This is a genomic window from Acinetobacter sp. YH12094 (assembly GCF_013419295.1).
Lineage (GTDB): Bacteria > Pseudomonadota > Gammaproteobacteria > Pseudomonadales > Moraxellaceae > Acinetobacter > Acinetobacter amyesii.
Window position 1 is genome coordinate 65,939 of the sequence record NZ_VPAK01000010.1, and the last position, 19,619, is coordinate 85,557.

18 protein-coding genes and 1 riboswitch are annotated in these 19,619 nt (G+C 42.8%); of the genes, 5 read left to right on the forward strand and 13 right to left on the reverse strand.

Features of this window, described 5'->3' with window-relative positions; all coding sequences use genetic code 11:
* The first annotated feature begins 203 nt into the window (after positions 1–203).
* Together FTU34_RS09420 and FTU34_RS09425 are read left to right on the forward strand one after the other, a co-directional pair.
* Positions 204–782, forward strand: coding sequence for a DUF805 domain-containing protein (locus FTU34_RS09420; RefSeq protein ID WP_078193199.1), 579 nt, complete (start codon positions 204–206; stop codon positions 780–782).
* Positions 783–905: 123 nt separating this feature from the next.
* Entirely contained in the window at positions 906–1,877 is a 972-nt protein-coding gene (locus FTU34_RS09425) for a mechanosensitive ion channel family protein (RefSeq protein WP_078193200.1), read from the forward strand.
* On the opposite strand, the gene FTU34_RS09430 is transcribed toward FTU34_RS09425, so the two are convergent.
* From FTU34_RS09430 to prfB, 5 genes are all read right to left on the reverse strand, one after another.
* Complete coding sequence (locus FTU34_RS09430; protein WP_180035438.1) at positions 1,863–2,573, reverse strand: 16S rRNA (uracil(1498)-N(3))-methyltransferase; 711 nt, start codon at positions 2,571–2,573, stop codon at positions 1,863–1,865. The genes FTU34_RS09425 and FTU34_RS09430 overlap by 15 nt on opposite strands.
* Positions 2,574–2,800: 227 nt before the next feature.
* The gene (locus FTU34_RS09435; protein ID WP_180035437.1) at positions 2,801–4,081 is read right to left on the reverse strand and encodes a 3-deoxy-D-manno-octulosonic acid transferase; all 1,281 of its coding nucleotides are present in this window, start codon (positions 4,079–4,081) and stop codon (positions 2,801–2,803) included.
* A gap of 87 nt (positions 4,082–4,168) precedes the next feature.
* Positions 4,169–5,257 (reverse strand): alkene reductase, encoded by a 1,089-nt coding sequence (locus FTU34_RS09440; RefSeq protein ID WP_180035436.1) that lies wholly within the window; start codon positions 5,255–5,257, stop codon positions 4,169–4,171.
* 37 nt (positions 5,258–5,294) lie between these two features.
* Positions 5,295–5,594, reverse strand: coding sequence for a helix-turn-helix transcriptional regulator (locus FTU34_RS09445; protein ID WP_078190555.1), 300 nt, complete (start codon positions 5,592–5,594; stop codon positions 5,295–5,297).
* 154 nt (positions 5,595–5,748) lie between these two features.
* Positions 5,749–6,844 (reverse strand): peptide chain release factor 2 gene (gene prfB / locus FTU34_RS09450; protein WP_168379411.1). Its coding sequence is split into 2 segments (ribosomal slippage): positions 5,749–6,771 and positions 6,773–6,844, totalling 1,095 coding nucleotides; the frame shifts between segments, so codons are not numbered across the junction.
* A 181-nt stretch (positions 6,845–7,025) separates the two neighbouring features.
* On the opposite strand from prfB, the gene FTU34_RS09455 reads away from it, so the two are divergent.
* Both FTU34_RS09455 and FTU34_RS09460 read left to right on the forward strand, forming a co-directional pair.
* A complete protein-coding gene (locus FTU34_RS09455; protein ID WP_180035435.1) occupies positions 7,026–7,877 on the forward strand; it encodes a putative porin in 852 nt (283 codons plus the stop codon).
* 325 nt (positions 7,878–8,202) lie between these two features.
* A complete protein-coding gene (locus FTU34_RS09460) occupies positions 8,203–8,979 on the forward strand; it encodes a putative porin (protein ID WP_180035434.1) in 777 nt (258 codons plus the stop codon).
* A gap of 70 nt (positions 8,980–9,049) precedes the next feature.
* Here the strand turns inward: FTU34_RS09460 and recJ are convergent, their stop codons facing one another.
* The 7 genes from recJ to FTU34_RS09495 form a co-directional block, all read right to left on the reverse strand.
* A complete protein-coding gene (recJ, locus tag FTU34_RS09465) occupies positions 9,050–10,753 on the reverse strand; it encodes a single-stranded-DNA-specific exonuclease RecJ (RefSeq protein WP_180035433.1) in 1,704 nt (567 codons plus the stop codon).
* A complete protein-coding gene (gene pdxH, locus FTU34_RS09470) occupies positions 10,754–11,410 on the reverse strand; it encodes a pyridoxamine 5'-phosphate oxidase (RefSeq protein ID WP_180035432.1) in 657 nt (218 codons plus the stop codon).
* Positions 11,411–11,428: 18 nt separating this feature from the next.
* Entirely contained in the window at positions 11,429–12,760 is a 1,332-nt protein-coding gene (glmM, locus tag FTU34_RS09475) for a phosphoglucosamine mutase (RefSeq protein ID WP_180035431.1), read from the reverse strand.
* A gap of 118 nt (positions 12,761–12,878) precedes the next feature.
* Positions 12,879–14,345: an IMP dehydrogenase gene (guaB, locus tag FTU34_RS09480; RefSeq protein ID WP_078190562.1), complete on the reverse strand. Its 1,467-nt coding sequence runs from the start codon at positions 14,343–14,345 to the stop codon at positions 12,879–12,881.
* 219 nt (positions 14,346–14,564) lie between these two features.
* Positions 14,565–14,930: a YkgJ family cysteine cluster protein gene (locus tag FTU34_RS09485; protein ID WP_078193208.1), complete on the reverse strand. Its 366-nt coding sequence runs from the start codon at positions 14,928–14,930 to the stop codon at positions 14,565–14,567.
* Between the two features lie 98 nt (positions 14,931–15,028).
* Positions 15,029–15,826 carry an MBL fold metallo-hydrolase gene (locus tag FTU34_RS09490; RefSeq protein WP_078190564.1) on the reverse strand — a complete coding sequence of 266 codons (798 nt, stop codon included), beginning with the start codon at positions 15,824–15,826 and terminating at the stop codon, positions 15,029–15,031.
* Between the two features lie 194 nt (positions 15,827–16,020).
* The gene (locus FTU34_RS09495; protein ID WP_078193209.1) at positions 16,021–16,599 is read right to left on the reverse strand and encodes a TMEM165/GDT1 family protein; all 579 of its coding nucleotides are present in this window, start codon (positions 16,597–16,599) and stop codon (positions 16,021–16,023) included.
* Between the two features lie 74 nt (positions 16,600–16,673).
* Positions 16,674–16,816: riboswitch (yybP-ykoY riboswitch) on the reverse strand.
* A 58-nt stretch (positions 16,817–16,874) separates the two neighbouring features.
* Here FTU34_RS09495 and FTU34_RS09500 point away from each other — a divergent pair.
* Positions 16,875–17,585 (forward strand): methyltransferase type 11, encoded by a 711-nt coding sequence (locus tag FTU34_RS09500; protein WP_180035430.1) that lies wholly within the window; start codon positions 16,875–16,877, stop codon positions 17,583–17,585.
* A gap of 48 nt (positions 17,586–17,633) precedes the next feature.
* On the opposite strand, the gene FTU34_RS09505 is transcribed toward FTU34_RS09500, so the two are convergent.
* A complete protein-coding gene (locus FTU34_RS09505) occupies positions 17,634–19,619 on the reverse strand; it encodes a 2-oxo acid dehydrogenase subunit E2 (RefSeq protein WP_180035429.1) in 1,986 nt (661 codons plus the stop codon).

Below are 19,619 nucleotides of genomic sequence, written 5' to 3' on the forward strand. Positions count from 1 at the left end.
GTATGACGATTAATTTTTAATCGCAGCAATCATGCTTTGGTCGTATTATTCTTTCCCATTTAAAGCACATCTATAAGCAAAATTTCAACAAAAACATGTTTTAATTCAGTATCTGACCAGTTCAATTAAACCTATACTGCAAAGGTAATTTTACTCAGCACTCCGCTTTTTTATTCTTTCATATACGTTGAGTTGATCCGATCATGAACACCAATGACTCTTCTTTCTTTTCCCGTCAGACGACCACTACATCGGATAATCCCCTGAAACCTGATGGACGTTTTGGTCGACTGAGCATGATTGGTTGGTATGGCTTTCTCAATATCATCAGCTTTTTTGCCATAATCGCTTTAAGCCTTGCCGTAGGTATTTTTAACATCAATACCATGGCGTTAAATGAGCAATTTGTTGGCATATTCACCGGGGTATCTGGCCTCGCCTATTTGGCAATTATTATTCTCTATATCTATTTCTATTGTGTCTTTGTCGTCCGTCGACTGCATGACCTCAATAAAGCCGGTTGGTTGCTACTGCTTTTATTTATCCCCGTGATCAATTTGTTCTTTATCCTGTATTTATTATTGGCCTCAGGCACACCGACCGTAAATCAATACGGCGCGCCACGCCCTGCTGCCGTTTGGGAAAAAATTCTGGCATGGTTGATGATTTTAATCAGTGTGTTGTCGCTCTTGGCTACAGGTAGCATCACCTCGTATATGATGGGTAGCGGTGAAATTGAATCGCCGACAGAAATCATTCAACAAGGCACTGAATATTTCTAAGCCACTGACCGAATCTGAGCCTGTCTGAATTTTGATACATCTGTTCACAAGCCTGTAAATGAGGGTTATTTTCGCCACTAATTTCAGGCAAAATAGCGAAAAACCGGAACATTTGGAAAACTCGTGGCTGAAAAAGAAAATGCCTTGAGTGATGTCACTCAAGGCACGACTCAACTTTTGCAAGAGGCAACAGAAAAAACCGCACAAACCGTGCTGGAACATACCTCTAAATATAATGACGCATACTCAACGATCGATAAATTTGTCGATGGATTTTGGGAACGCCTGCCATATATTTGTATCGCATTAATTGTTTTTACGATCTTCTATCTACTGTCTAAACTCTTTAGATTCTTTGTTCGTAAAGCGCTCACTGACCGTTCTTACTCAAAACAAAATCTAGTTTTGGTCCTGAACCGTGTGGGTAGCTCAGCCATTATGTTCTTCGGTTTCCTAATTGCAATGGTCATTGCGATCCCAGGTTTCACACCGGGTCAGCTCATGAGTGCATTAGGGATTGGTTCGGTCGCAATCGGTTTCGCGTTTAAAGATATTTTCCAGAACTTACTGTCGGGTATTTTGATTCTCCTCGGTGAACCGTTCAAAATCGGTGATGACATTATTGTGTCAGGCATGGAAGGTACGGTTGAAGATATTCAGATCCGTGCAACCTTCCTACGTTCTCCAGATGGTCGTCGTATCGTGATTCCAAACGCGACGGTTTACACCAGTGCGGTAACGGTGAATACCGCTTATCAACGTCGTCGTTGTGAATTTGTGGTGGGTATTGGTTATGAAGATGACATTCAAAAAGCTAAAAATATTGTTTTGGCTATTTTGGACAAAGACCCAACCATCTTGAGCCAACCTGCGTTTACCGTAAACGTAAATGCTTTGGCTGATTTCTCAGTCAATCTGAATGTACGTTGGTGGGTAGATACCACAGAAACCACCACTGCGAACTCAATTAGTGAAGTGCAAGAACACGTTATCCAAGCATTTAATCAAAATGGTATTTCAATTCCGTACCCTGTACAGGAAGTGAAAGTTTACCGTGGTGATCAAGCTGAGACAGAAGCTTCAACAGCTAAATAATCGCCCTAAAACGTACGGAATCACAGTTTCTGTACGGATAATTCGGTTGCCTAAGCTGACTGCTTGGCAGCCGTTTTTTATGAGTAAATCCACCTCATAAGGGATAAATCCACCTTCAGGTCCAATGATGATCGTACATCCATGTTGAATCCCTGCAGGCATCACATCTTCGACATAAGGATGCGCCACATAAGCCGGATAGTCCGAGGAGATCATGCTCGGTAAAACATCCTCCACAAAGGGTTTAAAGCGTTTATACAGTTCAATTTTGGGCGCAATGGTGTCACCTGCCTGCTCCAAACCCAATGTCACATAGTGATCGAGCTGCTGTAAAAATGGTGTCTGCCAATAGCTTTTATCCACGCGATAACTGTGCAGCAAAATGATTTTTTCTACACCTAAGGTGACGGCATCCATGATCAGACGGCGCAACACTTTCGGACGAGGCATTGCCACAATTAAAGTCACCGGATGCTTTGGAGGTACTTCTTCTTCTTGTAAGGGTTTAAGTTGAATGCGCTCATCACTGATACTGACGATTTGGGTTAAATAGCGTTTTCCTTCCCGAATACCGACTTTGAGTGTATCGCCCACCTGTATATTCACATGGTTTTTTAAATGCTCAATTTGACGTTTGGCGCTAATACTCCAAAGTTCAGATTCAGTTTGACGAGGATCAAGCAAGACGATGTTCATAAATAACCATATCAATTCACGCAAAGCATATGTCATTGAGGACAGGCGACATGGATGTCGCCTGTGCGCTGAGGTACAGGAAGTACCTTCAGCGTACAGAGGATTTTTGCTAATTTTAATCCTTTAAAAGTAGATTATGCCTACGAATAGGATGTTCAACGATCACCATAAAATAAGGCCGTGATAAAACTTGCCTAATAAAAATTAATGTATCGCAAAATTAAAACTTAAAGGTACTGATCAATCACCTGAATATGCTTTTGCAGCGACCCGGTATTCTTTTGCATAATCAGCTGAGCTGCATCATTTAAAGCCTGAGCTTTCGCAGTATTTTGAATGATGTCAACCAATGCACTGGCCGCCTGCTCAAAATCCTGCACAACCACAACCGCATGGGCCGCTACAAACTCATCCACAATGGTTTGGAAGTTAAAATAATGCTGACCTAATACTGTCGGGACATGCAGCGCGATAGGCTCCAAAATATTATGTCCACCACCAGGTTCATTTAAAGACCCGCCGACAAAGCACGCCTGACTCAGTGCCAGCCAAAGCCATAATTCACCCATACTATCTGCCAAATACACTTGCGTTTCAGGCTGAATCGTTTGCTTTAAACTGCGGCGCTGTGTACGTAAATTCAGTTTCTGCGCTTCTACAAAAACTTCATCAAAGCGTTCAGGATGCCGTGGTACGACGATACATAACAGCTCAGGCTGTTGTTGCAAAATCGGCTGCAGCGCTGCGAGTAGTTTTTGTTCCTCGGGCGCATGCGTACTGGCAATGGTGATGATTTTACGATCTTGCAAAGCCCAATCTTGACGCAACTGCGCTGCTTGTTGCACAAAGCTATCAGGCGCATGAATATCAAACTTGATACTACCGACGACCTGACTGGTATGCGGGTTTGCACCCAACCCAATAAATCGCGTTAAAGTTGCCTGATCTTGCGCCAATAATTGTTTTAAACTCTTTAGCATCGGCTGCGTCAAACTCGGGACTTTGCCATAACCCTTCGCCGATTTTTCAGATAATCTGGCATTAATCAATAAACACGGAACGTTGGCCTGATCGGCTTCAATCATCAAATTTGGCCAGAGTTCAGTTTCGACCAGAGCCAACATTTTCGGTTGATATTTTTCGATAAAACGACGGACTAATTTTTTTTGATCTGCCGGCAAATACACGGCCTGAAACAGTGATTCATACGGTGCTTTTAAAAATAATTGTTTCGCACGCGCTTGTCCGGTTTTGGTGGTATTGGTGACTAAGACCGGATGACCTGCTTTGAGATAATGTTCAATCAGCGGCTGTGCAGCGTTGGTTTCTCCTACGGAAACCACATGAAACCAAATTGCATTGCGGTTTTTAACCGGCTGAAATGGCCCAAAGCGCTCAAGACACTCTTGCTGATATAGTTGGAAATCTTCAGCACGTTTTTTGATGCGCCATTGATATAGCGGCTTAATCAGCGCCAAAGCTGCGTTATACCAAAAAGGAGTAGTCAAATTATTACGCTCAAAAACGGTTTGAATCGGCAGAATATATCAGAGCATTATCCACATGTTAATGGATAATGCGTATTCAAGTGTCGATTAATAGGTTGAACGACCTGAACCAAATTTATTTTTCATGCTTGGATAATCAATATAGCCTTCGGCAACATCTGTTCCAATCATATTTTCCAACTGCAATTCATTCAGTGCAGCATTCGCCAGCAAACGTTCAAACAAATCTGGATTGGCAATATAGGCTTTACCAAAAGACACCGCATCGGCTTTACCTGAGGCCAATAAATCTACAGCATCTTCACGGCTTAAACGCATATTGGCAATATATGGCACACCATTTGAGCGCTGTTTCAGATAATTACTAATACTGTCATCCGCCAGATATTCACGGGTAAAGAAAAATGCAATCTTCCTCTGCCCCAACTGCTCTAAAGCATAGCCAAAGGTTTCACGTGGATCATGATCGCCCATGTCGTGTTCATCACCACGCGGCGCAAGATGCACACCTACACGACCTGCCCCCCACACTTCAATCAGCGCATCCACCACTTCAAGCAATAAACGTGCGCGGTTTTCGACAGAACCACCATACTCATCTTCACGTAGGTTGGTTTTGCTTTGTAGGAATTGATCGATCAAATAACCATTGGCCGCATGCAATTCCACACCATCAAACCCCGCTTCTTTGGCTTTGATCGCAGACTGTTTGTATTGTTCTACAATGCTTTTGATTTCTGCAATCTCTAATGGACGTGGCACGACATATTCACGTTTTGGGCGAAGCAGACTGACATAACCCGCCTGTTGTACCGCACTGGCAGAAACTGGTGTATCACCATTCAAAAGATCGGGATGTGAGACACGTCCGACATGCCACAATTGTGCCACAATTAAACCTTGCTGTTCATGTACGGCTTGGGTCACCAATTTCCAGCCCTGAACTTGAGCATCGGTAAATAAACCCGGCGTCTGCAAATAGCCATTAGCTGCTTCTGAAATGACTGTTGCTTCTGAAATGATTAATCCAGCACTTGCACGCTGTGCATAATATTCAGCCATCATCGGCGTTGGAACACGGTCAATGGTTGCACGACTACGGGTTAGTGGCGCCATTACAACGCGATTTTTGAGGTGTAAATCACCCAAAATGAGAGGAGTATTAAGTTCAGCCATATATGTCTCGCCTGACACTTCAAATGCGAAAAATGATTTAAAGTGAGTTCTGCAGATAATCAATATATTGCTGAATGAGTTCTTCATTGCGCGAAAAATACGACCATTGACCATATTTCTCGGCTTGAATTAAGCCCGCCTGTTGTAACACAGACAAATGATTAGACATCGTAGACTGCGAAACATTACCGAGTTTTTCGATATTGCCAGCGCATACACCACGATTAAAGCCGCCACATTGTTCTTCTGACAAAAACTGTTCTGGTGTTTTCAACCATTCCAAGATTTGACGTCGAGTCGGATTGGCAAGTGCTTTAAAAATTAAATCAATATCCATAATTTAAACGGGTTTAATTAAATAAAAATTTGGACAACAAAGTTCTATTCAGCATCTTGAATACACTATATCGTATTTTTTCGATTTTTATATCGATTTTTATAGATATAAAAATCAAAAACAGATAGAACTTTGTTTTCTATATAAATTTAAATTACAAACCTTGTTTGAGGCTGGCTTCAATAAACTTATCTAAATCGCCATCAAGCACTGCACCAGTGTTTGAACTTTCCACACTGGTACGTAAGTCTTTAATACGCGAGTCATCTAAAACGTATGAACGAATTTGGCTGCCCCAACCGATATCGGACTTGGTGTCTTCCAACGCTTGTGCCGCATCATTACGTTTTTGCATCTCAAGTTCGTACAATTTTGCACGTAACTGTTTCCATGCATGGTCACGGTTGGCGTGCTGTGAACGTTGGTTCTGGCATGCCACCACAATCCCTGTTGGAGCGTGAGTTAAACGTACCGCAGAGTCTGTTTTGTTAATGTGCTGACCACCCGCACCAGATGCACGATAGGTATCAGTACGAACATCAGCAGGATTGATTTCAATTTCAATATTATCATCAATTTCAGGCGATACAAAAACCGCTGAGAATGAAGTATGGCGACGATTACCCGAGTCAAAAGGTGACTTACGGACTAAACGGTGTACGCCAGATTCTGTACGTAACCAACCATATGCATACTCACCTTCTACACGGATCGTTGCAGACTTGATCCCTGCCACATCACCATCAGACTCTTCCATCACTTCTGCTTTAAAGCCATGACGTTCAATCCAACGTAGATACATGCGCAGTAACATGGATGCCCAGTCCTGTGCTTCAGTACCACCAGAACCCGCTTGAATTTCGACATAGCATGGGTTCGGGTCCATCGGATTACTGAACATACGACGGAATTCTAATTTCGCAAGTTCTGCTTCCGCTGAAGTTAACTCTGCTTGCACATCCACAAGTAAGCTTTCTTCTTCTGCTTCAACCGCAAGATCGAGCATCGCTTGGGCATCTTCTAGTTGAGTTGAAAGCCCTTCGAGCACGTTAATGACGTTTTCGAGTTCACCTTTTTCTTTTGCCATTGCTTGCGCACGGCTTTGATCATTCCAAATTGCTGGGTCTTCCAGCTCACGTAGAACCTCTTCTAAACGCTCTTTTTTCAGATCGTAGTCAAAGATACCCCCGTAATGTTTGACCACGGTCGTTTAAGTCTTTTAGCTGTAATAGATACGGATTAATTTCCACGTGAATTACTCTCAATCAAAAAATTTGGCTTAAATAGCCGCCTATTATATCACAGAGCATTTGCACAGTTTCAGCCAGATTGATCATCCAAATCATTGACTTCAATGCACATAATATGAACAATACGCTCGCATTACTATTTATTACATTTTTTTTAAAACAATAATGTTTCGAGGGTTTTATGAAAAAGACATTACTTGCACTAGGATTAGCTGTTATCACTTCATCAACTTTTGCTTATGACGGCCAAATTGACGCTGGCTATACTTATACGGATTGGGATGATGATTATACAGATTCAGATCATGCATTTGATGTAAAAGGCACCTTGTACTTTGATTCAGTACAAACTGGTAAAGGGCCATTAAATGAAGCTGCTTTTCTTGGTCACAACAGCAATGTTTATGCTAGTTATGGCTACAATATTGTGAAAAGCAATGAATATGCAGCTTTACTTGATAATACAATATTAGGCACTGCAAAAGACGAAGACCAATACCATACGCTTAATGTGGGCGTAGAATATTTTGTTGAACAATTTTACTTAAATGGTTCAATCGGATATCAAAAATGGGAAGGCGAATCTGAATTTAAAGCCCCTGGAATTTCACTTCGTGCAGATGATGATGCTGACCGCACAACATATAAAGCTTTAGTAGGTTACCTACCTGTTTCTAACCTATTACTTGCTGCAGGGATTGATGGCTATACTGGCGATGGTGATGACGAAGACAACCGTTTTGCTGTAAAAGCAAAATATGTTGCGCCTTTGAACAATGGTCAATACATCAACCTTGAAGCAGATGGCGCTTTTGGCGACGTTGATTCTGCAACGATTGGTGCAGACTACTACTTCGACCAAGCATTTAGCGTTGGCGCTGCGTATAGCATCATCGATGATGGTACCGATGATACTGATTACTTCTTAGTTCGTTCAAAATACTTCCTTAACCCGAACTTAGCGATTGGTGGATATGTTGGTTTTGGTGATGACGTTCAAGCGTTCAACATCAATGCAACTTTCCGTTTCTAATTTCGTTTGAATTAGAAATTTGTATAAAAAAGCACCTCAATTTTGCGGTGCTTTTTTCTTTTGGATGTAATATTTACTTTAAAAAAAGTCCAGTTGTTGACCAAATAATCTACAAATTCATAATATCTACACAGTTTTAATAAAACAAAACATTATAAATAAATACATACTTTTCAATATTTTAAATAATTTTAATTACATAAAATTACCGAATTCACAGTTCCACAACTTTGCAGCGATTGACCATCTTTAAAATTTCTCTAGACTAAAACTTGTAACAAAAAATGTATTAAATTTAGCCAAACAATTTAGAGGGGTAGTTTCCATGAAAAAACTCGCAATTGCTTCAGCACTTCTTTCTGCACTTGCTATTACAGGTACAGCTCATGCTTATCAAGCAGAAGTGGGCGCTTCAGCTGGTTACATCGACCCAGATAATGGAAGCTCTGGCAGTGAATTTGGTGTAAACGGTACTTATTACTTCAACCCTGTTCAAACTCGTAACGCTCCTCTTGCAGAAGCTGCATTCTTAGACCGCGCAAGTAACGTAAGCGCACAATATCAATATGATGAAATTGGTGACGCTGAAGCACACAAATACGGTGTTGGTGCTGAGTACTTCGTACCAAATTCAGATTTCTATTTAAGTGGTAACGTGAACGGTCACGACTTAAAAGACAATGATGACCTAGACAACGACTTAACAACCTATGGCGCTGAAGTCGGTTATCTTCCAGCACCAGGCTTCTTAGTTGCAGTTGGTGTGAAAGGTTGGGATAACGATGATGATGACGGCGTAGATCCAACTTTACGTGCTAAATACGTAACAACTTTAAGCAATGGTAAAGACATCAACCTTGAAGCGGGTGCAGCATTCGGTGATCTAGATGAATTCAATCTAGCAGCGGATTACTTCATTGACAAAACATTCAGTGTTGGTGCTGACTACTACAACAACGATGTCACTGATCGTAACGAAGTTGGGATCAATGCACGTAAATTCTTTAACCAACAAGTAAGCCTTGAAGGTCGTGTTGGTTTCGGTGAAGTTGGCAACAATGACTACAATTCATTTGGTGTAGCAGCGAAATACCGCTTCTAATCCATTGAAGTCAAAACCATAAAAAACCGCTCTTCTGAGCGGTTTTTTTATTTGCCTGTAAAAATAGAATTTATTGAGCCAAGTGTAGAACTCTCAATTGAACACTGACATTTCCTCTAAATTCATTTTTATCGAGTTCGTAGACCAAGCGGATTTTATCTTGCATAGGATTAAATTCATATTTTTCTGCCGCATTAAATGCAATTGCGTCCACCATTAAGCCATTATCTAAAGCAAGTTTTAATTTCAGATGCACATCTTTCAACCAACGATAATCTAAAACTTTAAATAGGCCTTCATAGACCGGTGCAGGGAATTTTTGTCCCCATGGACTTAAATTTTGCAAAAGATCGACGGTTTCGACATTAATGGCCGAATCGGGCAATTCGCCATCTGTCCAAATAGTGGCCTGAAATAAATTTTCATCTTGCGCAGCGATGAGTGCTTCAAAAGCGGTTTTAAATTCAGAAAAATGCTGCTTTTGAATGGTTAGTCCTGCTGCAGCAGCATGTCCACCAAAATGACTCACCAAATGCGGATGTAATTCAGCAATACGCTCAATACTGTCTCGAATATGAATACCTTCGATAGAACGCGCAGAGCCTTTAATATGTACGCCATCCTCATCTGCGGCAAAGACGATTGCAGGTCTATGAAATTGTTCTTTCAAACGCCCTGCAACAATCCCAATCACCCCTTGATGCCAATGCTGTTCAAACATGATCAAGGCTGCAGGTAAGTTATCCTGATCAAGCTGAATATGTTCTAACTCAGCCAGAGCTTCCTGTTTAATCTGCCCTTCGACTTGGCGTCTTTCAATATTGAGTTGATTCAACTGCTGCGCAATCGGATAAGCTGTACTTAAATCTGCCGCAATCAGACACTCAATCCCAATATCCATAGTCTCCATACGCCCAGCAGCATTGAGTCGCGGGCCGACTACAAAGCCTAAGTCCTGTGCTTTTAACTGTGCAGGATCACGGCCGGCGATATCCAATAATGCACTGATTCCTGGACGACATAATCCTTGCTGTATCCGCTTCAAACCAGCATCGATCAAAATCCGATTATTCAGATCTAGACTTGCAACATCGGCATAAGTACCTAAGGCCACCAAGTCCAAATATTGGCTGAGGTTGGCTGTGGATTTAGCATTTTTTTTGCGCATACTGGCCAAATTTGCCAACACATAAAATGCAACACCCACGCCAGCCAAGGCTTTGCTTGGAAATTCACATCCCAGCTGATTGGGATTTACCACCGCTTCTGCTTGTGGTGTTTCCTTTGTGGTCAGGTGATGATCGGTAATGATCACCTGCATACCATGCGCCTGTGCCTGTGCTACACCAGCATGGCTCGAAATACCATTATCGACCGTAATCAGCACATCTGGAGTAAAGCTCACGAAGGCCAAATCGGCAATGGCAGGTGTCAGACCATAACCATATTTGAAACGATCTGGAACCAGATATTCAACATCCGCGCCCATATCACGCAGTGCCAAGACCATCAATGCAGTACTGGTCGCACCATCGGCATCATAGTCGCCCACAATGACGATTTTTTTCTGTGCATCAATGGCTTGGTCGATCAACTCTATGGCTTGCTGCATGCCTTTTAAGCTCGGGGCATGTAAATGCTTAAGCTTCAATTCCAGCTCTTGTGCGGAAGAAACCCCGCGACGTGCCAATAAATCAGCAATAAACGGGGCAACGCCCTGAATATCTTCAGGGCGCGTCAAATAGGGTCTTTGTTGAATTAAAAGTTTAGACATTTATGGCATCAGTCGCTGTAAAACCCATTGACCATCCTGTAGTTTATAACTCAAGCGGTCATGTAAACGATTCGGACGGCCTTGCCAAAATTCATAATAATCCGGAACTAAACGATAGCCGCCCCAAAACTCAGGTTTCTCCAAAACGTCTTTGCTTTCCACTTGATCATGCAAATTTTGGAATCGCTGTTGTAATTCTTCACGGCTGGCAATAACACCACTTTGTGGGGTGCTAATGTGCGCTGCAATTTGGCTATCACGCGGTCGCTTATGGTAATAATCTGTCGATTCTTCGAGAGATATCTTTTCCACACGACCACTGACCCGAATTTGACGTTCCTGCTCTTGCCAATAAAACAATAATTCTGCATAAGGATTATCGAGCAGATCATTGCCTTTTTGACTGTCATAGTTGGTGTAGAAGTCATAACCTGCATGGGTCGCACCGCGCAACAAGACCGTCCGCACGTGCGGACGACCTTGGGCATTTGCCGTAGCCAAAGACATAGCATAGGGTTCATGCAATTGTGCTTCTAAGGCATGGTTAAACCATAATAAAAACTGCTCATGTGGATCACGGTTCACCTGATCTTCATGCAACTCACCTTTTTGATAAGTTAAACGCAGTTCACTTAAGTCCTTAATCACATCATTCATGCAATTTCCCCTCTTGATTTAAGCTGCATTGGCACGAACAGCATCGGCCAAATGATTTGCCAATGCGGTGACTTCTTCAAGGTCATTACCTTCAACCATGACACGAATGACCGGCTCTGTGCCTGATTTACGAATCAAGATGCGACCACGCCCTTTAAGCTGAGCTTCAGCTTTTTCAAACTCGCTCACCAGTGCAGGTACGGCGTAGGGATCAAACATCGCAGCCAAGCGAACATTCACCAAGACATTTGGTAATAACTCAAACCCTTCCACCAATTCATGCAAAGCTTTACCTTGCTCAACCATCACAGTTAACACCTGAAGTGAAGCAATGATCGCATCACCTGTGGTGCTCTTGTCCAAAGTCAAGATATGACCTGATGGTTCACCGCCCGTTACCCAGCCCTTTTCTTCTAGGCCTTGTAGAACATAGCGGTCACCAACTTTGGCACGAAGCAACGGCACTTTGGCTTGATCTAAAGCAATTTCAAGCGCCATATTGCTCATTACCGTACCCACGATACCCGCAGGTTTTTGACTCGCTTGAGTGGCTAAAATATAAAGAATATGGTCACCAGTAATTTGCTGACCGTTTTTATCGACCATAATCACGCGGTCAGCATCACCGTCAAAGGCAATCCCTAAATCCGCCTGATGTTCAACCACTGCTTTTTGTAAAAACTCAGGATGCGTCGAACCACAGTCTTTATTGATGTTTAAACCATCCGGTTCGTTAAACAGCGCAATCACTTTTGCACCCAGTTCACGATATACCGATGGACCGACGCTATAGGCTGCACCATTGGCACAGTCCACCACAATTTTTAAGCCTGTCAGGTCAAAATGGTACGGGAAGGTTGATTTACAAAACTCGATATAACGACCATTGGCATCTTTTACACGCAGACTTTTACCTAAGTTTGCAGAGTCTTCGATCACCAAGTCATTTTCAAGTTCTTTGTTTATGGCTTCTTGAATTTCATCCGGCAATTTTTTACCTTCGCTCGAGAAGAACTTAATGCCATTATCAAAATAAGGGTTATGCGACGCCGAGATCACGATGCCTAAGCTGGCATGTAATGCACGAGTTAAATGGGCAATTGCGGGTGTAGGTAATGGACCCAACAAGTGAACATAAACACCTGCTGCGTTTAAACCGGCTTGTAATGCTGACTCTAAAATATAGCCCGATAATCGGGTATCTTTACCTAGTACAACGATGGGCTTTGCTTTTTTACTGTATTGTTTTAATACTTTACCTGCGGCAAATCCTAGTTTTAATGCAAATTCAGGGGTAATAGGTAATTCACCGAATTTGCCACGAATGCCATCTGTACCAAAATAACTCATGTTGTACTCACTTCTTAATGGTGATCTTAATCATCACTTTTTACTGCAAATACTTTACACCAAAAACAAAAAGGCCGTCATATTAATGACGGCCTTTTCGGCTAAAAGCTACTAAATATCAACCAACACGGTAGTTTGGTGCTTCTTTAGTAATAGTCACGTCATGTACGTGAGATTCAGACATACCTGCCGCAGTAATTTTGACAAACTGTGCATTTTTACGTAAGTCATCGATCACCGCAGAACCGGTATAACCCATAGATGAACGTAAACCACCCATCATTTGATGAACGATGTTACCCATTGGGCCTTTGTAAGGTACGCGACCCTCAATACCTTCTGGTACAAGTTTTTCAGCGCCTGCTTTTGAGTCTTGGAAATAACGGTCAGCAGAACCTGTTGCACCTGCCATCGCACCCAATGAACCCATACCACGATAGGCTTTGTAGTAACGACCTTGGAAGAATTCAACTTCGCCCGGTGCTTCTTCTGTACCCGCCATCAATGAACCTACCATGATGGTACTCGCGCCTGCACCAATCGCTTTTGCCATATCACCAGAGAAACGGATACCACCGTCTGCGATCAATGGAATTTGATCTTTTAGTGCATTGGCAACGCTGTCAATCGCAGAGATTTGCGGCATACCAATACCAGCCACAATACGTGTAGTACAGATTGAACCCGGGCCAATACCCACTTTCACTGCATCTGCGCCAGCATCTAATAATGCAAGAGCTGCATCACCAGTCGCGATGTTACCGCCAATCACTTGAACTTGTGGATAGTTGGCTTTAACCCAACGTACACGTTCAATTACACCTGCAGAGTGACCATGTGCTGTATCAACAACAATCGCATCAACACCCGCTTCTACCAATGCTTCTACACGGCTTGGTGTTTCTGCACCTGTACCAACTGCAGCACCAACGCGTAAACGACCTAAGTCATCTTTGCAGCTGTTTGGATAGTTTTCAGCTTTACGGAAATCAGTAACCGTGATTAAACCTTTCAGTTCGTTGTTGTCATTTACAACAAGGACTTTTTCAATACGGTGCTTTTGAAGTAATGCTTGGATGTTTTCTTTTGATTCGTTTTCACGAACAGTCACCAAACGATCATGACCTGTCATGATGTTACTAACAGGTTGCTCAAGATTGGTTTCAAAACGAGTGTCACGACCAGTAACAATACCCACCACTTGACCGTCTTTCACCACTGGTACACCGCTGATGTTATTTGCTTGAGTTAAAGCAATCAGCTCACGTACAGTCGTTTCTGGTGTAACGGTAATTGGGTCTTTCACCATACCTGCTTCAAATTTTTTCACGCGGCGAACTTCTGCAGCTTGTGCAGCAATATCCATGTTTTTATGCAGGATACCGATACCACCGTTTTGCGCCATTGCAATCGCCATACGTGATTCAGTCACAGTATCCATTGCAGCAGAAACAAGTGGAATATTCAAATTGATGCCACGTGTGAAACGTGTCTTAAGAGAGACATCTTTTGGGAGAACAGTAGAATAGGCAGGGAGTAATAAGACATCATCAAAGGTTAGGGCTTCTTGAACGATGGTCAACATAACAGTCTCGCTGGTAATTTCCGTGAGCCATTATATACAAATTTCCGTTCAATTTTCATTTTAATTGCGGCAATTCTTTACGGAGTTTTTAATATTAACCATCGAATATGCTGTTTTCAGCAAGAATACTCTGGGGGTTGGTCAGCATCCAGTGCAATATAGGCAGAATCCGAAGATTCTACCGCTTAATTTCAATAAATTTATTCTGGAAATAAAGCCTTAACTGACTTGATCGAAATCTTCGTCATTTTCAGCGTCATGCAGTGGAATACTGATCAATGGAATCATTTGATGCGCGATGCGTGCTTTATTACATTGCTCATCGGCGATTTGAACTTCTTTACAAGATGAACTACGTGCCTCATACATGTTACAACTCACCTGTTTGCCTACTTCTCCACCCAAAGCAATACAACGTGGATTTGCCTGATTCGTACCCACCATACATGAATACACCGATGTCACAGGTTCCGTATAATGTTCAGGCATATTTAGCCCTTCTGCCCAATAAAAAGAAACGCGATAGTGAGCACAACATGCTCCACAGGTTAAACATGCATCCTGAGTCGGTATTTGAGACAACATTTTTATCTATTCTCGTCATCTAAAAGCTTATTTTATGGACGAAAAATATTAAAAAATGTTATCTGCAAACTCAATTATTTTTTGAAATTTTCAAGTCATTATACTGGGCAAGTAAAGACTGTTTCATCCATTAAATCGACACCACACTGCAAGGTTTCGATCCAATCTAAGAATTGATTGATCTGTTCTTTACCAATAAATGGCGTGCCGTGCTGCGGTACGATCATTTCCACATCCATCGTCCGTACCATGTTGACCCAAAGACGGATCACTTTGTTTGAACACATGTAGCGCTGATGGAAGCCTTTCATTTTAGGAATATGAGCGGCAAAATTTTCTAAAGGTTTAGAGGCATCATCCACCATAGATGCGCCCATATCCCCTGAGAATAAAATTTTGGCAATCGGGTCATAAAATTGGAAGTTACCAACTGAATGTAGGAAGTGTGCAGGAACAGCCACCAAATGACTGTTGCCTAATGGAATCACCTGACCATGATCTGGCAGTTCGATCAGACGATCCAACCAGTTGCCTTTCATGCGGTCACTCATGAATGCAGAGTTTAAATGTGGTAAGAAACGCGCCCACAGTTTAGATGCCACCACTTTGGCGTCGGTATAAACCAACCAACGTGGCATCGAAGTAATAATGTCAGGGTCCTGATGCGAGGCCATCACATAGTCAAGATTGGTCAAACGGGTATATTTATTCAGTTCCATAGTCAGTGGGACATAGGTCAAGTCACCACCCGGATCGAGCACTGCTGCGCGCTCATTATCCAAAATCAGGAACTGGTTCGCCTGTACGCCCTCGCCTTTTACCAAGCTGGTAAAGCTAATACATTTATGCTTTCCATCATCATAAAGTACCTGTGATGTTGTGCGTTCGAAAGCCATTCCCATTCCCCAAATTTTTTATCAAAAAATATATATTCTATAGGTGAATAACATATATTTATTTAGGGAAACTTACAATAAATATTCAGTCAATATTATCTGAAATATCAGTGAATTGGGTCTCATTTATTGGCAAATAATCCTGAGTTTTTAACTCAGGATTTCATGTATTTTTAATATGGTGAGATCATTATTTAAAATAAATAGTGTTGTGCCAACGCAGCCAAACCAATCACCAAGAATACCAAGGCGCCAATTTTATGAATCAGTGAAATCGGTAGTTTTTCTGCTAGTTTGTTGCCAATAAATACCGCAGGCGCATTAACCAACATGATGCCTAATGTCGTCCCCAAAGTCACCCAGCCAATACTGTCAAAGCGTGCAGCCAGTGCAACAGTGGCAATTTGGGTTTTATCTCCAATTTCAGCCAAGAAGAACAAAACGAAAGTGGCGCCGAAAACCCCATATTTTTGCCACTTATTGATACTTTCAGATTCATCATCCAATTGATCGGGGATCAACATCCACACCGCCATGGCAATAAAGCCCAGAGAAACGATCCACAATAAAACGATTGGGCTTAAAACGGTGGTAATCCATTGACCCAGCACAGCAGAAACCCCGTGGTTCACCACAGTCGCGAGGAAAATTGCAATTAAGATCGGAACGGGTTTACGAAAACGTGCAGCAAGCAGTAAGGCAAGTAATTGTGTTTTATCACCCATTTCTGACAGGGCAACAACAGCAAGGGAAATGAAGAAAGCGGTTAACATGGTGCATTTCTCTGGCTAGCAATAACATATACCGATGACTTATCCCTCCTGCTAGCCAATGTGCAGAGTGATAAATCAAAGGTCTTGCCAACAAAAGAAAGCTACGAAGAGCTCATTTGGTTCTTTGCTATGATGACCATGCTCGTTTTAGAGCAAATATGTTGACCATCACCTTTTTACTTTGCGTAAAAAGCGGCTACTCCCCAATGAAGTAATGCTATTCTAGCGAGGAATGCATGTTTTCGCAATTTTAATTTTCGATGACTCAATTTGATATGCAAAGCAATAATCAAAAATTTCAAGAATTTATTCAACACTATATGCATGTGCAGGATGTATTAATCATTGCAGGTGGTCCATCTCAGCTCAATTTCGACTTAACCACCATTCAGCCCTCAAAAAAACTGCTGATCATTTGCTGTAATCAAAGTTTTCTTCAACTTCCTCAGGCTCAAATTGCCCATCATTCAGATTATGCGTGGTGGTTACACTATCAACCCATGCTCAAAGCCTGCTTTCAAGGTGACATCATTAGCGGATGTGGTTTAGGTCACAACCGTCCATATCCTGAACATGAAGTGATTAACCTTAAAACCGTGCGCATCGATACGCAAGCGGAGGTATTTCATTCACCGTACTTTGTGTATGGTAATAATTGCGGCCTTCAAGCCTATTCACTCGCACATCTCTTTCAACCGCAGCGTATTTGGCTGATGGGCTATGACTTCCAGCACCAACAGGGCCAAACACATGCGTATCAACATCAACATGTGCAAGAACTGGGGCATTATGAAAAGTTTTGGGGCTTATTTTTAAAAGACTTCCAACGCTTTGAACATTTACGACATAAGCTTTGGTCGACGGCGCACCCGCATCGTACGCTTCCACTTACCTACAACCTCAATGCCAACTCAGCATTAAAGCTCTACCCCTCACCCATTGAGCTTCCTGACTGGCTTTGTCAGCCCACCACCACGATGCCATAAAAAAACCCTGCCAACGCAGGGTTCATTTTGAAACTTAAACAGGTCAGATTAGATCAACAAAGTTCGGATATCTTTGAGCAGCTTCGTCAGTTTATTGACAAAACGTGCAGCGTCTGCACCATTAATTACACGGTGATCGTATGACAATGACAGCGGCAGCATCAAGCGTGGATCAAAGCCTTCACCATTCCATACCGGCTGCATGGTTGCAGGTGAAATACCTAAAATCGCCACCTGTGGCCAGTTGACCAACGGTGTAAATGCCGTACCACCAATTGAACCCAGACTGGTAATGGTAAAGTTCGCACCTTGTAGGTCTTTCGGCGACAACTTTTTGTCACGTGCTTTTTGACTCAGCTCACCCAGCTCAATTGCAATCTGCTTAATCGATTTTTGATCTGGATTACGCAGTACAGGCACGGTCAAACCATCAGGCGTGGCAACGGCAATCCCCATATGGATTTCATTACGTAACAATACTGACTTGCCATCATCAGACAAATGACCTGCAAATTCACGCTCTTCTTTCAACAAATAAGCCACTGCTTTGATGATGAAAGCCATAATGGTTAAGCCAATACCTTCTTTCTTAAAGTTAGCTTTTAAATCATTACGCCAAGCTTCAAGATCGGTAATATCCGCAGCATCGAATTGTGTCACTTGCGGGATAAAGTTGTTTAAAGACAATTGCGGGATCGACACTTGTTGTAAACGCGTCAAAACTTTCTCTTCGACCCCACCAAAAGCATCAAAACTTGGCAACTTCGGCAAACCTGAAACCTGTGCCACAGCTTGCGCTGCTGGTGCAGCTTGCGGAGTGGTCAAACGGGTTTTCACATAAGCGAATAAATCTTCTTTCATTAAACGCTCATGCGGGCCAGATGCTTTGACTTCTGCTAAAACCACACCCAATTCACGTGCAAGCTTACGAACGGCCGGACCTGCATACACTTTGGCATTGGCAGCATTTTGCTCTTTGGTGAGCTTATCTGCGCCTTGTGGTTGCGGTGCTGCTGCTTCAACTTTGCTTTCAGCTTTTGGAGCAACTGTCGCAGGCTGTGCTACAGCTGGTGCAGGTTTCGCTGCTGGCACGGGTGCTGCAACAGCTTGACCTTCAGCTGCAATCGTCACTAAAGCGACGCCTTCAGAGACACTTTGCCCTAACTGGACATGAATCGCGGTGATTTTACCAGCTGTAGAGCTTGGCACTTCTACCGTTGCTTTGTCTGATTCCACCACGATGATGCTTTGGTCTTTTTCAACCACATCACCCACAGCGACTAAAATTTCAGCCACTGCTGCTTTATCAACACCTAAGTCAGGCACTGCAATTTCAACAGGTCCAGACGCCGCAGCCGTAGACGGCGCTGGTGCTGCTTCTGCAACAACAGGTGCAGCAACAGGCTGTGCAGTTTCTTGCACAGGAGCCGATTCAACCGCAGCAGATGAAGCCGCCGTTTTCACCGTTAAAATCACTACACCTTCTTTCACTACATCGCCAGCGCTGATCGTGATCGATTCGACACGGCCTGATACAGTACTTGGGACTTCGACTGTCGCTTTATCTGATTCCACCACGATAATACTTTGATCAACATCAATCTCATCACCAACAGAGACCAAAATCTCACTTACAGTAGCTTTTTCTACGCCAATATCAGGGACTTGCACATCGACACTTTGCGACTGAGGAGCATTGGCTGCAACAGGTGCTGCTGCAGCTTGTTCTGCTTCCACAACCGGAGTTGGTTCTGCTGCTTGGTCTTCAGTTGCATTTTGTACTGGCTCAACGGTAGCAGTACTTTGACCTTCTGCTTCCAACTCGATCAGCACAGCACCTTCAGCAACACTGTCACCTAGATTGACTGCAATGCTTTTCACCACGCCTGCCGAAGTGCTTGGCACTTCAACAGAGGCTTTGTCAGACTCTAACAACACAATGCTGTCATCAACGCTAATGGTGTCGCCGACTTTCACTAAAATCTCAGCGACCGTTGCTTTATCTACACCAATATCAGGAGTCGTAATTTGCAT

Excerpts from the sequence above, each read along its gene's own strand:
- FTU34_RS09420 (WP_078193199.1), top strand. The coding sequence starts at position 204 with ATGAACACCAATGACTCTTCTTTCTTTTCCCGTCAGACGACCACTACA.
- FTU34_RS09430 (WP_180035438.1), bottom strand. The coding sequence starts at position 2,573 with ATGAACATCGTCTTGCTTGATCCTCGTCAAACTGAATCTGAACTTTGG.
- FTU34_RS09440 (WP_180035436.1), bottom strand. The coding sequence starts at position 5,257 with ATGGCTGAACTTAATACTCCTCTCATTTTGGGTGATTTACACCTCAAA.
- FTU34_RS09445 (WP_078190555.1), bottom strand. The coding sequence starts at position 5,594 with ATGGATATTGATTTAATTTTTAAAGCACTTGCCAATCCGACTCGACGT.
- FTU34_RS09455 (WP_180035435.1), top strand. The coding sequence starts at position 7,026 with ATGAAAAAGACATTACTTGCACTAGGATTAGCTGTTATCACTTCATCA.
- FTU34_RS09460 (WP_180035434.1), top strand. The coding sequence starts at position 8,203 with ATGAAAAAACTCGCAATTGCTTCAGCACTTCTTTCTGCACTTGCTATT.
- recJ (WP_180035433.1), bottom strand. The coding sequence starts at position 10,753 with ATGTCTAAACTTTTAATTCAACAAAGACCCTATTTGACGCGCCCTGAA.
- pdxH (WP_180035432.1), bottom strand. The coding sequence starts at position 11,410 with ATGAATGATGTGATTAAGGACTTAAGTGAACTGCGTTTAACTTATCAA.
- glmM (WP_180035431.1), bottom strand. The coding sequence starts at position 12,760 with ATGAGTTATTTTGGTACAGATGGCATTCGTGGCAAATTCGGTGAATTA.
- guaB (WP_078190562.1), bottom strand. The coding sequence starts at position 14,345 with ATGTTGACCATCGTTCAAGAAGCCCTAACCTTTGATGATGTCTTATTA.
- FTU34_RS09485 (WP_078193208.1), bottom strand. The coding sequence starts at position 14,930 with ATGTTGTCTCAAATACCGACTCAGGATGCATGTTTAACCTGTGGAGCA.
- FTU34_RS09490 (WP_078190564.1), bottom strand. The coding sequence starts at position 15,826 with ATGGCTTTCGAACGCACAACATCACAGGTACTTTATGATGATGGAAAG.
- FTU34_RS09495 (WP_078193209.1), bottom strand. The coding sequence starts at position 16,599 with ATGTTAACCGCTTTCTTCATTTCCCTTGCTGTTGTTGCCCTGTCAGAA.
- FTU34_RS09500 (WP_180035430.1), top strand. The coding sequence starts at position 16,875 with ATGCAAAGCAATAATCAAAAATTTCAAGAATTTATTCAACACTATATG.
- FTU34_RS09505 (WP_180035429.1), bottom strand. The coding sequence starts at position 19,619 with ATGCAAATTACGACTCCTGATATTGGTGTAGATAAAGCAACGGTCGCT.